At 31.9% G+C, this 13,777-nt stretch carries 11 protein-coding genes; 8 read left to right on the forward strand and 3 right to left on the reverse strand.

Annotation, left to right across the window (positions count from 1 at the left end):
• Positions 1–71 precede the first annotated feature (71 nt).
• Complete coding sequence (locus NK356_RS09515; RefSeq protein ID WP_034696927.1) at positions 72–542, forward strand: Lrp/AsnC family transcriptional regulator; 471 nt, start codon at positions 72–74, stop codon at positions 540–542.
• A 330-nt stretch (positions 543–872) separates the two neighbouring features.
• Here NK356_RS09515 and NK356_RS09520 read toward each other — a convergent pair whose 3' ends face one another.
• Positions 873–1,388 carry a hypothetical protein gene (locus NK356_RS09520; RefSeq protein ID WP_253316840.1) on the reverse strand — a complete coding sequence of 172 codons (516 nt, stop codon included), beginning with the start codon at positions 1,386–1,388 and terminating at the stop codon, positions 873–875.
• A gap of 17 nt (positions 1,389–1,405) precedes the next feature.
• The gene (locus NK356_RS09525) at positions 1,406–2,422 is read right to left on the reverse strand and encodes a hypothetical protein (RefSeq protein WP_253316841.1); all 1,017 of its coding nucleotides are present in this window, start codon (positions 2,420–2,422) and stop codon (positions 1,406–1,408) included.
• 480 nt (positions 2,423–2,902) lie between these two features.
• Between NK356_RS09525 and mnmE the strand changes: the two genes are divergently transcribed.
• The 7 genes from mnmE to NK356_RS09560 all read left to right on the forward strand — a co-directional run bounded on the left by mnmE (position 2,903) and on the right by NK356_RS09560 (position 12,978).
• Positions 2,903–4,288, forward strand: a complete 1,386-nt coding sequence (mnmE, locus tag NK356_RS09530) for a tRNA uridine-5-carboxymethylaminomethyl(34) synthesis GTPase MnmE (protein WP_253316842.1) — start codon at positions 2,903–2,905, stop codon at positions 4,286–4,288.
• Between the two features lie 758 nt (positions 4,289–5,046).
• Positions 5,047–6,483 (forward strand): caspase family protein, encoded by a 1,437-nt coding sequence (locus NK356_RS09535; RefSeq protein WP_253316843.1) that lies wholly within the window; start codon positions 5,047–5,049, stop codon positions 6,481–6,483.
• A 108-nt stretch (positions 6,484–6,591) separates the two neighbouring features.
• Positions 6,592–7,653 carry a DNA cytosine methyltransferase gene (locus NK356_RS09540; protein WP_253316844.1) on the forward strand — a complete coding sequence of 354 codons (1,062 nt, stop codon included), beginning with the start codon at positions 6,592–6,594 and terminating at the stop codon, positions 7,651–7,653.
• A 6-nt stretch (positions 7,654–7,659) separates the two neighbouring features.
• Positions 7,660–8,739 carry a hypothetical protein gene (locus NK356_RS09545; RefSeq protein ID WP_253316845.1) on the forward strand — a complete coding sequence of 360 codons (1,080 nt, stop codon included), beginning with the start codon at positions 7,660–7,662 and terminating at the stop codon, positions 8,737–8,739.
• Complete coding sequence (locus NK356_RS09550; protein ID WP_253316846.1) at positions 8,720–10,507, forward strand: hypothetical protein; 1,788 nt, start codon at positions 8,720–8,722, stop codon at positions 10,505–10,507. The genes NK356_RS09545 and NK356_RS09550 overlap by 20 nt, the downstream gene beginning before the upstream one ends.
• 3 nt (positions 10,508–10,510) lie before the next feature.
• Positions 10,511–11,470, forward strand: a complete 960-nt coding sequence (locus NK356_RS09555) for a hypothetical protein (protein WP_253316847.1) — start codon at positions 10,511–10,513, stop codon at positions 11,468–11,470.
• Between the two features lie 248 nt (positions 11,471–11,718).
• Complete coding sequence (locus tag NK356_RS09560) at positions 11,719–12,978, forward strand: hypothetical protein (protein WP_253316848.1); 1,260 nt, start codon at positions 11,719–11,721, stop codon at positions 12,976–12,978.
• 65 nt (positions 12,979–13,043) lie between these two features.
• On the opposite strand, the gene NK356_RS09565 is transcribed toward NK356_RS09560, so the two are convergent.
• Positions 13,044–13,634 (reverse strand): DUF4840 domain-containing protein, encoded by a 591-nt coding sequence (locus NK356_RS09565; protein ID WP_253316849.1) that lies wholly within the window; start codon positions 13,632–13,634, stop codon positions 13,044–13,046.
• Between the last annotated feature and the right edge of the window lie 143 nt (positions 13,635–13,777).

Here is a 13,777-nt window from a genome sequence, read left to right on the forward strand (position 1 = left end):
TTAAATATTTAAAATATTTAAAAGAACAAATCACCTGATCTATCAGAAAAAAACTATAAAAACAGAACAAAATGGCAACTGAAAATTATATTCCTGATGAAAAAGACTTATCCATCCTCCGTCTGCTTCAGAAAGATGCGAAGATGAGTGTCCGTGATATTTCGGCAAGGATCAATTTGAGTCCTACGCCTACGCATGAGCGTATCAAACGTATGGAAAAACAGGGGATTATTAAAGAATATACTGCTGTGGTAGATCGTAAAAAGGTCAATAAAGGGATGATGGTAATTTGTATGATCGCCTTGAATGTCCACAATAAAAAAACTGCGGGAAAATTTATTGAGGAGGTTGGAAAACTGAAGGAAGTGGTAGAGTTTTACAATATCAGTGGAGATTTCGATTTTATGCTGAAAATCCTGGCTCCCAATATGGATGAATTTCATGAGTTTTTTGTCAACAAATTGTCAGAAATTGAGGGAATTGGGCAGACTAAAAGTATTTTTGTGATGAACAGCATCAAGGAGAGTGCTCAGATTGTTTAAGCTGAAAAGGCTGCAATGTGATTCAGAAATAAGTAAGGAATGTTACACATTAGATTTCTATGAGATTCTTCCTATGTCAGAAATCAAAGATTCAACGTAGTCAATAAACTTGTTTAAATTTTTTTGAACCATTAAGATTGCATTAAGGTGTTTAGAATATTAAGATGAGCTTCGCTTTAAGCTTAAAAATCAGGATGATTTATCTTAACTAGACTTTATTTCTTAAATCCTTCTTAATGGTTCAATATATATATTGAGCATTTTGATAAGTTTAAACAACTCCAATGACAAGAGCCAAATAATTTGGCTCTTGTGACATTCTATTTTAACTTATTTCCAGTAATTCCAGACTGAGCCGTCAAATACTGCCAATGTCTTACTGGTCGTATCATAGCAAAGCATTCCCGGATAAGGATTTTTTACATTAAGATGTGGTGCAGCTATTTGGGGAAGAATCATCGCTTTATTCTGAGATTCCAGAACCAATACGCCATCTGCCGTACTTGTAGCTTCTCCCATAATGACTCCTTTCCCTGTTTCTGCAGAATTATTAGCAGCAATTGCACCTGAACTTCCGGCATCTGATAAGGATTTCCAGACATCGTTTTCGTAGACTTTTACTTTGTTGTCTGTCATATCAAAGATAAATGTTCCGTTCACCAAAGATCCTGTAGGAAATCCAGCTGTGGCAGGAAGAATTAATCCTTTAGTATTTCCGGACACATTATTAAAATCCAATACTGTACTGTTTCCATCTACCGTCTGTTTACCAATGGCTACCTGAGCAAAAATTGAATTGAAAACAACCAAAGCAACTGTTATACTTATATTTCTTATATTTTTCATACTATTTATCGGTTAGATTAATCATTGCAGCTTCTTTGTACACATCTCCATTCGGTTCCGTTGTAAAGCTTTATACATTTATCCTGAATATCGTATAGAAGCATTCCCTCTTTCGGTTCTGCGATGGCATCTCCAGGTTGTGGAGTCTGGCTTACATGCTGAACTCTGGTAATAACAAAACCTTGACTTTTTGATTCCATAGCCAGGAATCCATTGGGTATATTTTCCGGCCAGGAATCGCTTTTCTGCTGTACAGTAATTCCGAATTTGGTAAAACCATCAGGCGTTCCTGAAATGCCGGGTTTTGTACAGAATCCGTCGATTTCATCAATAATAAGAGGAGCATTTCCACAACTAGATTTATCTTCAGACAGTCCTTCAGGCCAAAGAGAAGGACACATTGCTTTGGTTGCATTCGGTCCACAGAAACTGGAATTCCCCATTCCTAATCCTGTTACAGATCCCATGACAATAGCTACGATCTGGCTGTCATCACTGATAATGGAAGCTCCACCTCCACCACTTACGTCTGCTTTTGCAATACAATACGCTCTTCCGGTAGGAATACCTACATATTCAACAGAAGGATAAGTTGTAGACTGCTGGGTAAATGTTCCACAAATTTCTACTACACTGCTTGTACCCATTTCAATAACAGAAGTTGTTCCGGGATAAAAACCGCCAAAGGTTGGATCTTCCTGAACTACTGATCCTACAAGGGATAAGAAGGATTTAGCTCCTAATTTAATTTTTGAATTTTTCTGAGATCCGAAAGTTCCTACTTTCACTGTTCCTGTAGATTTAACACTTGCTCCGTCACCAATTTCCAATACTCCATCTACCTGAATGCTATTGGATTGCAATTGTCCGGATTGAATGATTAGTGATGCTCCGTTGGGGATGCTGATATTTGTACTTACACTAAGGGTTCCGTTGAGGCAATAGGTATTTCCGCTTGTCATCGCCTGTCCGGTATAAGGAATGCATTGTGCATAGCCCAAAATACTAAAGACGAACATCAATAAAAAAGACATTTTTTTATTAATGCTTAAAAAAAATAAGTTATTCATGTATATTTATAATATTTTAACAGATTATCATCGTTTTAATGAAAAATATTTAAATTTTCAACATCATCGACGGACTATTAAACAATTAACATACCAAACAGGTGTTTAATTTTTTTACATTTATATGATATTTAAACACTATATATGACTGCCAAGGTTATCAAAAAACACTTATAATTGTTACACCACAACAAATTATACTCTTCGCATGGCACTTATATTCGACAGAATTATTTTCTAGATTTTATATTTCAAATGGTGTTTTCTTTACATGTTTAATAGAAATAATTCTGCATTTATTGATAGAGTAAGTACATCTTTCATACAACATCCTCAAAACATAGCCTGTTTTAAACCTTAGCTGTTTTTAACTGAATAAGACAATAGATAATCTGAATAACAGACCTGAATGCAAATTCACATTAAAAAACGTAAATTTGCAGCATGAATAACGATACGATATGTGCACTGGCTACGGCCAATGGAATAGGTGCTTTAGGCATCATCCGTGTTTCAGGAAATGAAGCTTTATCTGTAGTTCAGAAAAGTTTTCCGGCCAAAAATCTGGAAAAACAGAAATCCCACACCATTCATTACGGTTATTTTATGGATGAGGAGGAAGCTATTGACGAGGTAATGCTTTCTATCTTTCTGGCTCCGAAAAGTTTCACCACTGAGAATTCTGTGGAGATTGCTTTTCACGGCTCTCCGCATATCGGAAAACGTATTCTTGAAACCCTGATCAAAAACGGGGCGAGAATGGCCAAAGCAGGAGAATTTACTCTCCGCGCATTCATCAACGGCAGAATTGACCTTTCCCAGGCGGAAGCTATTGCTGATGTGATTGCATCTGAAAATGAGGCTTCCAGAAAAGTAGCCATCAACCAGCTGAAAGGAGGAATTACCAACGAAATATCTGTATTAAGAACTGATCTTTTAAATTTTGTTTCTTTAATTGAACTGGAACTTGATTTTGCAGAAGAAGATGTGGAATTTGCTGACAGAAGTGCCTTAAGCGGATTATTGGATAAAATTGAAATCAAATTAAGCTCTCTGATTGAAAGTTTCCAATACGGAAATGCCATTAAAAACGGAACTGCTGTTGCCATCATCGGAAAACCGAATGCCGGAAAATCTACACTACTGAACTCCCTTTTGAAGGAAGAAAGAGCGATTGTGAGTAATATTGCAGGAACAACGAGAGATACGATTGAAGAAGTTCTTCATATTAAAGGTCATGCTTTCCGATTGATTGACACTGCCGGACTTCGTGAAACAGTGGATGAAATTGAAGCAATCGGGGTAAAAAAAGCTAAAGAAAAGGTAGAAAACGCCAACATCTTGGTGTATCTGGCAGATGCGGCTACCGAGGATTTTTCTGAGGATATTGACATGATTCAATCCTTGTTAAGAGAAGATCTGAAACTGATTATCTGTGCGACAAAAATTGATGAAGTCATTCCTACCAAATACGAAACAGTAGAAGATATTTTCAGAAACGCTATTTCTCATGATTTTGATTTCATTAAAATATCAGCAGTTGAAAATCAAAATATTCAGGATCTGAAAAATGAACTCTCCTCGTATGTGGAACATTTAAAAACTGAAGAAAATAACGTTGTCATCACGAATCAACGACACTTTGAAGCCTTAAGAAAATCCATGGATGCCGTTGATAAAGTGAAAGAAGCTATTTCTATTCAGATCTCTACGGAATTACTGGCGTATGAGCTTAGAAATGCCCTGGAACATCTTGGAGAAATCTCCGGAGAGGTGACCAATGATGAGGTATTGGGGAATATTTTTTCTAAGTTTTGTATCGGGAAATAACCTCAGTTTGCATTATTATCTTTCAAGAATTTCTAATTCAAAATATAAAACAGCCTTTTTTGAGGCTGTTTTTTTGTTTAGTGAAGTCTTTTGTTTGAGATTTTCGAACTTGGGAGCTTATTACTGGCTCAAAGTCAGGAGACTTTGCGGAGCGGGGGTATTCGCCGTAATAGAAAGACAAACTCCTTATATTAATACTTATAAATTTGCATCTTAAATTTTAACAATTTTTATTTGCTTAGTGTCATAGAATGCGGAGCGGGAGACTTTGGGTAGCAGGAAATACCAAAAAATTAATTTTTAATAACCAACCTCCAATTTCTAGATCATTACGGAAACCCGTAAAATTAGATATTAAATTTGTGATATTTTTATGGCAACATTAGTAAATTTTCTAAATATCTAATATTTTAAGACAAACAATATTACAAAAAAACAAAATTAGTATGAATGAAACATTTTTTTAAAATTTAGGCAAGACCATACTAGAATAAACTTCATAAATAATCAATTGGTTTAATATATATTACTAAAGCCTATAAGATCTATGGTAAGTATTTAAAAAAATAATGAAAAACCGACACTATATTCATTTTACACAAGATTTTTACGGGATGTTGCACTGAACACCAAGACAGAGCAGGATAAAATCGAGATATTTCTATAATTGAAAGAAAGTAATTTCTTTATTATTCTATATCTAAAATTTTATATTAATTTTAGTAAAAAATAATACTTTTATGCATTAATTAAAAACTATGAAAACTTTGGCAATTGTTATTGGTAATAATAACTATCATGAGAGCGCTGTTTTAAATAATGCTGTAAATGATGCTACGGCAATTTCGGAAACATTTAAACGATTAGGGTTTGATGTAAATTTTTTAACAGATATTGCAGCTGCTAATATTCCACACATACTACATTATCTTGAAACCAATATTAAAAACTATGATGCAACAATATTTTATTTTGCAGGACATGGATTTGAACTAGATGGAGAGAACTATTTAACATCAATAACTTGTCAAATTCCTCCAGCTAATAAATTTTCTGCAGGAATGGACTCAATAAAGGTTTCAGAAATTTTGTCTATTTATTCAAATTACCCAAATAAGGTTAATTTAATGATTATTGATGCATGCCGAAGAACCTTTCAAAGAGGAGGAGGCTTAGGGTCTTCATCGATTCAATCACCTCGTGGAACATTGATTGCATTTTCTACATCTCCTAATGACGGAGCTAGTGATGGGGGATATAAAGGACATAGTTATTATACTGGTGTGCTTTTAGATTATTTAGGTAGAGAAAGACTATCAGTTGAAGAACTATTTAAAAAAGTAAGAAAATCTGTTTACTCATTAACTAATGGTAGCCAAACAACATGGGAACATACTTCTTTAATACGTGATTATTATTTTAATACAGGACAACTTGTGTTTTCATTAGAAATTCCATATAATGAATCTGTAGTAATGGATCAAAAATTTTCAGAAGATTCTGATTTTGGTAAAATTATAGATAAGTTTAAGAGTTATAATTTTACTACACAAAATCATGGATTAGAGGAAGTTTTAAAAATTCCACCTGAAACCCTTGATAAAAATCAAAAATTTGTACTAGGAAGAAATATTTTACAAGCCGCTAATGGCGGAGCTTGGGAATGTATAAATTTCATTAAAGAGTTAAAAAACAATTTGGTCGCTTATCAAGAAAGAAATGGAGATAATCACCTTTTGAACGGTATTCTCTTTGAAGTTTATTTTGATTCTAATGGAAATTATAGAAAAGATAAAAAAAACAGATTGTTACAAGAAATTTTTAAAGTTAGAAAAAAAGAAGAACTAAAAAACTCCTTTGATTTCATTAAAAACCTTTTGATTGAACAACAAGATAATAAGATTTATTTACCAGACTCTAAGGATGTAATTTATGATATTGATATTGTTGCAACAGATAAAATAACAAAAACAGAATGGAGAACCGAAACAAGACAAATGATTTCTAAAATTTCATTGAATAATATAGATATTACGGAAGCTATATCTCGTTATAATCTATATGGGGAAAATGAAGAAGCTCTAATAGATTACTTAAGTGATTATTTATGTATACCTAAGGAATTAATAAAAATCAATTGTCTGATAAAACTTGAGAAAATTTATTTTGATAGAAAGGCTCAAACCACTTGGTAAACGTTTGTGTTTAAAATTATTAATATCAGCATTTTATTTTATTTACATTAAAGAAAATATTAAATTTGTACTTTTGTGTTTTTTTGTAGATAAAAGATATTATTACTAATGGCCAATAAAAAATACAATGGAATTGATATATTTAGTGGAGCAGGTGGAATGAGCTTAGGGGCACAAATGGCAGGTATTGAAATTTCTTTAGCAATTGATCATAATAAAGATGCTATTGAAACTTTTAAATTCAACCATCCTAAAGCTGAAGCACTATGTGGAGATATTAAAGATATTAGTTTTGAAAATTATAAAAATGATTATTTTATTTTGATGGGGGGACCTCCTTGTCAAGGTTTTTCAGTTTCCAATACTAAGACAAGAAATGATCAAAATACTAATAATTCATTATTTCATCAATTTATTAGAGCTGTAAAAGAACTAAATCCAAAGTGGTTTGTATTTGAGAATGTTGAAGGGATTACTTTGTTCAAAAAAGGTGAAGTATTAAAGATTCTACGTGATACAATGTCAGAGTTGGGATATGTCACTAAAGAAAAAGTTTTAACTGCATCTGATTATGGAGTACCACAAAATAGAAATAGATTCTTTATGGTAGGTAATAGAATTGGGGTTGATTTTGATTTTCCTAAACCAAACGAGAATAAAATTTCTGTAGCTGAAGCAATTGCAGATTTACCAGAGCTAAAAAATGGGAGTAATTTTGAAGAGTTACCTTATCGGGATAAGCCAAGTAAATATGCTAAGCTTATGAGACAAAATTCTACAAAATCATTTCAGAATATTGTTTCGACTAACAAAGATTATGTCATTGAACGATACAAATATATAAAGCAGGGAGAAAATTGGCAAGCTATTCCTAAAAACTTAATGACTAATTATAAAGATTTAAATAATTGCCATAGTGGTATCTATAGGAGACTAAAAGCAGATAAACCTTCCGTTGTAATAGCTAATTATAGAAAAAACATGCTTATTCATCCTTTTCAAGACAGAGGACTTTCGGTAAGAGAAGCAGCTAGATTACAAAGTTTTCCTGACGATTTTATTTTTAAAGGAAGTCTTATGAATAAACAACAACAAATTGGAAATGCTGTTCCTCCATTGTTAGCAAAAGCAATTATAAATCAAATTATAAAAACAAATAACGACTATTAAAATAAAGTGGCAGGTAATATTAAAAATATAGAAAACGAATTCATTTCTTTAAAGGACAGGTTAGATGATTTTCCTTTGGGGAAAAATTATATTAATAAGTATGAAGAATTCAAAGATAAGTTTAAAGACGAGATACATCCTGAAATTAAAACAAGAATTTTAGAAATTGAAAAGGAGGGTTATTACAATGATCATGGTATAGACCATATAAATATGGTCATTGAAAGAGCTACAAGATTATTGAATAACCTTAATATTACATTTATAAGAGATGAGGAAGGTTTTTATTTATCGCCTTATGAGTTATTTATTTTACTGATGGCAATTCAGTTGCATGATGCGGGTCATTTAATTGCGACCAGATCTGAGCATGCAGAGAAAGGAAAAGAGCTGTTGGCAAAGTTTGATTCAGGAAGATCTTTATCGACTGCCGAAAGGATGCATATAGGTAATATTGCCAAAGCACATGGGGGGAAAAAAGACCCTATAGGAGCATTACCTTTACAAGAAAATATTTCTCATCAGAAAATCAGGCCTCAGTTTTTAGCTGCAATTTTAAGGTTAGCTGACGAACTTGCAGAAGATAAAAGTAGAGCTTCTAACTTTTTATTAAATATTGGAGCAATTACACCAACAAGTGAAATTTTTCATAGATATTCCGCAGCTTTAGAAAGTATAACTATATCTGGAGGAGAGCTAAAATTAGATTTTTATATTCAAGATGAATTTTTGTTAAAGATGTTTCCCATAAAAACTAAAAGTGGTATTATTGATAAATACCTTCTTGATGAAATTTATGATAGAACATTTAAAACTTTTACTGAAGCTTTATATTGTAGTAGATTTTTACCTGAAAAAGCACGGATTACTATTGTAAAAGTAAATATTCATATCCTAAAAAGTAAAAATGATGATGAGATTAAAAATATTTATTATGAATTAAAAGAAACAGGTTATCCTTTTATTTCAGATCAAGATATTTACGATCTATGTGAGTCTCTTAAAGAAAATGAATTAAAAATTAATGGTGAGTTTATTAAAAATTTTATAGAACAACTATCTGACTATGAATCCATTCGAAGTTAAAACCCCTGAAGATGTAACCGCAAGTGAAGTTCACGAACTTTTTGTAGATGTTTTTACAGATTTTTACCAAGTAAGAGAAGTTGGGCATACATTTTTAAATGGACCGAGAGGATCAGGTAAAAGTATGATGTTTAGGTATATGATGCCTGATTGTCAAATGATAGATAAAAATTGTTCTATTAGTGGTTTAGATTACTTTAGCTTATATGTACCAATCAAATTAACAGATATTAATTATCCTGAACTTGAGAGATTAAAAAGTAATTCTAATACATTTTTTAATGAACATTTATTGACAACCCATGTTGCAAGTAAATGTTTTAATTATTTATTGACTTTTAGAGACGAAATTAATGATCATAAAGACGAAATTGAAAAATTTTACAAAAGTGTATTCCTATGGTATGTTGATTTGTCTGGAGGAATAATTGATAATTTTGAAACAGAATTTACCTCTTCAGTTGAATGTGTTGAAAGTATGGTGAAAATTATTGATAAAATGCAGTTAGAATGTAAAGGATATTGTAAAAGAATTGCAATGAACCCTAATTCTCTTGAAGAATATAAGGGGTCTTTATGTAATTACTTAGATTTTTTATATCCAATATTGTTAAAATTAAAAGAACTAACTTTTCTACCTAAAGATAAAGCTCTTTTTTTATTAATAGATGATGCGGGGTATCTAAATATAACCCAAACAAAAATTTTAAATACTTGGGTTTCATATAGAACTTCAAAATTTGTTAGTCTAAAAATTTCAACACAACTAGATTACAAAAGCTATAATACTGTAAACGATAAGACAATTGATTATCCTCATGATTATTCTCAGATAAATATTGCAACTATCTATACATCATCTGGAAAAAATTATTATCAAAGAATTGAAAGTATTGTAACGAAGAGGATTCAAAAATATTTAGGCAAAGAAATTGATCCGAAAGCTTTTTTTCCAAATGATACAAATCAAGAAAATGCAATAAATAAAAAGTACAACGAAATAAAAGAGAAGTTTGAAAATGAAGACAAGAGTTATGCGGGTACAGATGCAGCTAGAAGATATGCAACATCCGAATATGTAAAAAGTTTAATTACGGGAAGATCAGGAGGGACATTTAATTATGCTGGTTTTGATAATTTAGTAAATATTTCTTCAGGAATTATACGGTATTTTTTAGAACCTGCATCAACCATGTTTTCGGAGCATTTATCAAGAGATAATAAAAATATAAATGATGTTGACTTTATCCCAGTCAGAATCCAAAATGAAGTCATTAATGATTTTTCTCAAAAATTTTTGGAAGATGAGTTTAAAAAGGTGATAGAACAGCATGGTGATGTATCAAGTACTGAAAGATTAAGCAAGGCAGATAAGTTGTATAATTTGATAACAGGCTTAGGAGGTATGTTTCGTAAAATATTTGTTAGTGAGAGAACTGAACGAGTTGTCTTTTCTGTCGGATTAAATGATTTACCAGATGATGAATTAAGAGAAATTTTAGATCTGGCTATTCATTATGGATATTTACATCAAAGTACAATTGGTAATAAAAAAGGTACAGGAAGAAGTAAATTATTCATTTTAAGTAGAACTTTAGCTCCTTTTTTTAAACTTGATCCAACTGGATTTAAAGGATATAAATTTATGAACAGCAGTGTCCTAAAAACATGTTTGACAAATCCTCAATCATTTATAGAAACTACTACAAAGAGCTTCACTGCAGGTGATAATTTGCAACCGACTTTATTTGATAATTTAGATGATTAAAATATGAAAGTACAATTTTCTAATTTATATTCAGTAATAAATAATATTGATTTATTTATTTGTTCATCAGGGTTTGAAACTAGATCAAAATCCTTTCCTTTGGCACTAGATGTGGATCGTGTAAAAAATGGATTTATTTTTCATATTGATGAGAATTATACTGTATCTTATGAAAATCTTAAAGAGTTAGAAAATAGGATGCCATATTTAAAAACAATTCAGCATCCTAAAAATAATCCGCTTGAAACATATGATATTATATTAGAAAAACTGACTGGTTTTTATAAAGATCAGAACCCTCATGAAAAACTCAATATAATTATTGACATAACAACTTTCACAAGAGAAGTTTTACTAATACTATTAAAAGCCCTGAATAATGAGTGGTATTTAAACAGATCTAATATTCAGTTAGTATATACACCAGCAGAAAATTATCCATGTGAATGGTTAACAAGAGGTATTCGTTATATACGATCTATTTTTGGCTATTCAGGTATGATATTACCAAGTAAAAAATTAATGTTGGTAATTTTGAATGGTTTTGAGAATGAAAGAACAGAAGAAATAATTAATTCTTTTGAACCAAATGCTATTCTTCTTGGTAGACCTTCATATGAAGAATCTATTAATGAACAATTAAGTAATAGAGGAAAAGCAAATTTTGATGAGATTAAACAAAAATATCAGTCTAATATAATTGGAGAATTTGAATTTTCTTGTATGGAGATTGAAAAAACAATAAAAGTTGTTGAAAATCTTATTAAAACACATGGTGAAGAATATAATATTATTTTATCTCCTCTGAATAATAAAATTTCAACAATAGCTGTGGCATTTGTTGCATTGAAAAATGAGAATATTCAGATTTGTTATGCTTCTGCAAATCAATACAACATTAATGAATATTCTACACCAAGTGATTATTTTTTATTTTTTGATATGAATAGTTTTTTAACATAATTACAAAAGTTGTTTCCATAGCGCTTCTATTATTTATAATTTATTGATAATTAAGATTCACTACTTCTGTATCGGAAAGTAATTGTAACTGCAATTTCTTTTATCATCTTGCAAGAATTTTGAATTCAAAATATAAAACAGCTCTTTTCAAGGCTGTTTTTTCATTTATTAAAACCTCATCAAAAATAGCGAAAAAGGGTAATTTCCTTATAATGGTCTACATGGTAACTTTATCAAAAAAAAGTACCATGGACACAATTATTAAAAAACTATCAATTTTAAGTGTGCTGATTTCACTGATGAGTTTCTGTACCTTCCTGTTTGCGCAGGTTTATCCAATCGGACAGATGTTTTTGACTACTTATCGTCAGTCTTTTACCATGTACAATACAGGAGTGATTGTTCAGGATGGTAATCCGGGAAATGCCGGCCAGGCCGTATATGATCAGACCGGAATTAATTATTTACTCTTGCCGTCTGCCGTTCCTTACCAAAAGGCTTTTTTTCTGGATTTTAATAAAAATATTATAGAGTTGGATTACAGATATGGATACCGTGTCGTTGGCTATTCCAATATTCCTGTTCCGCCGCCGCCAGTTATGTATCTGCCAAAGCCTATCTATGATAATCAAATAGGAATTGAAACCGCTGACGGATTGAGACCGCTACCCACACAAATTGTGGATGAGGAAAACCCTTTTGGAGATGTGATGATGACAAGCGAGCAAAAGGCAGTAGACTGTTATAAGAATTCTTTGAATTTTGACGGATCATTAAATCAGATGAAATTCGGGGACTGTATGGTAACGAATATGGCTGGTCAGAAAGAACTTGAAATTTATAAATGTGCCAAAAACTCGGCAACCATGGAGGAGCAGAGTCTTTGTATGCTCAGTATTTTAGGAGGCTCAAAAGAAAAGCAGATTACCCAGGATATGCTGAAATGCTATAAAGAATATGGCGGCAATTACGAAATGTATCCTCTTTGTTTCGCTGATAAAGTAAATGATCCTGAACTCAAGCAATTAGTTTCCTGCTTTAAAGATCAGGCCAACAGTGGTGAAATATCTTTCATGGGAACTGCAGTATGTTATGGAGCGAGTAAACTTAATCTGAATACAGAAGCCCAGATAGCCGTTGAGTGCGCAGTAAGCACCGGAGGTCAGCCGTATGCATTTGCAGGATGTGCGGGAGGCCAATTAACCTACCGGGAATTAAATAAATGTTTAACAAACGGTGTTGGCGGTAACAACGGATGTTTCGGAAAAAATAACACGATCGTTAAAGGGCTAAATCAAATTGGAGACGCCCTAAAAGGACAGTTTGGACCTAATAATGATATTGTCAAAACATGGAATACAACAGTTCATGATTTACAATACGGCCCTGGGAAAAATCATGAAGCGGTAAAAGTGGTCAGAAACATAAGCAACGAATTAGGGAAAGCAGGAACTAATGTAGCCAAAGAAATAAAAAAAGTAGTTCCCAAAATAAAAATCAAATGGTAATGAATCCGTTACATAAAAACAGATGCACTTGGGTAAGTGCATCTGTATAATATTCCTTACTGCGACTACTTCTTCAGCATTTGAAAATTATATTTTATAGGATTGAAAGGATTAACCGCTGTTCCTTCAACGGTTATTTTACTTGCAAGCAGTTCAAAATTCATATTCTGTGTGTTCTGTTTGGTAAACAACCCTTTTTTTGAAGCTGTGAATGTTATGACAACCTTCTTGCTTACCCCATCCACAGGAATCTGAACAGTTAATTCTTTAGGAAGAAGATTAAGCTCTATTTCCTTTTTATACTGGTATAAAACTGCTGTATAATCCAGGTCATATTTTATTTTTCCGATGGCTGTTAAGGCTTGATTGGCTTTTGCAGGATCAGAAATTACAGAGTACACAATCTCTTTCATAGGAAATTCTGAATAGGAAATCAGGTTTTTCTTGGCTGAAAAGGTAACCGCAGTTTCTCCGTTCACAGTTCCCTGAGATATACTTGCTTTTCCTGTGTATTCACCGTTAAGATCATCAAAACTGATGGTTATGGGATCAGGTTTTGGAGCATCATCATCATTACTGCAGCTTGCCAGAGCAAAAGGAATAGCCAGTAAGATCACAAGCATGGATATCAATTTTACATGATTGATTTTTTTCATTTTGATTTTGAATTAATTATTTTGATTAAAAAAATATTTTACTGAGTACTCATCTATATAAATACAGAATTTCCATATCCTTGCTTGGGATTTTAAAAAATAAATTCAATCAATTGATTTACTGTGTATTATTTTTAAAACCT

The sequence above is a fragment of the Chryseobacterium sp. S0630 genome (assembly GCF_024158915.1).
Lineage (GTDB): Bacteria > Bacteroidota > Bacteroidia > Flavobacteriales > Weeksellaceae > Chryseobacterium.

Coding starts and splice junctions, on each gene's coding strand:
- NK356_RS09515 (WP_034696927.1), top strand. CDS start 72: ATGGCAACTGAAAATTATATTCCTGATGAAAAAGACTTATCCATCCTC.
- NK356_RS09520 (WP_253316840.1), bottom strand. CDS start 1,388: ATGAAAAATATAAGAAATATAAGTATAACAGTTGCTTTGGTTGTTTTC.
- NK356_RS09525 (WP_253316841.1), bottom strand. CDS start 2,422: ATGTCTTTTTTATTGATGTTCGTCTTTAGTATTTTGGGCTATGCACAA.
- mnmE (WP_253316842.1), top strand. CDS start 2,903: ATGAATAACGATACGATATGTGCACTGGCTACGGCCAATGGAATAGGT.
- NK356_RS09535 (WP_253316843.1), top strand. CDS start 5,047: ATGAAAACTTTGGCAATTGTTATTGGTAATAATAACTATCATGAGAGC.
- NK356_RS09540 (WP_253316844.1), top strand. CDS start 6,592: ATGGCCAATAAAAAATACAATGGAATTGATATATTTAGTGGAGCAGGT.
- NK356_RS09550 (WP_253316846.1), top strand. CDS start 8,720: ATGAATCCATTCGAAGTTAAAACCCCTGAAGATGTAACCGCAAGTGAA.
- NK356_RS09555 (WP_253316847.1), top strand. CDS start 10,511: ATGAAAGTACAATTTTCTAATTTATATTCAGTAATAAATAATATTGAT.
- NK356_RS09560 (WP_253316848.1), top strand. CDS start 11,719: ATGGACACAATTATTAAAAAACTATCAATTTTAAGTGTGCTGATTTCA.
- NK356_RS09565 (WP_253316849.1), bottom strand. CDS start 13,634: ATGAAAAAAATCAATCATGTAAAATTGATATCCATGCTTGTGATCTTA.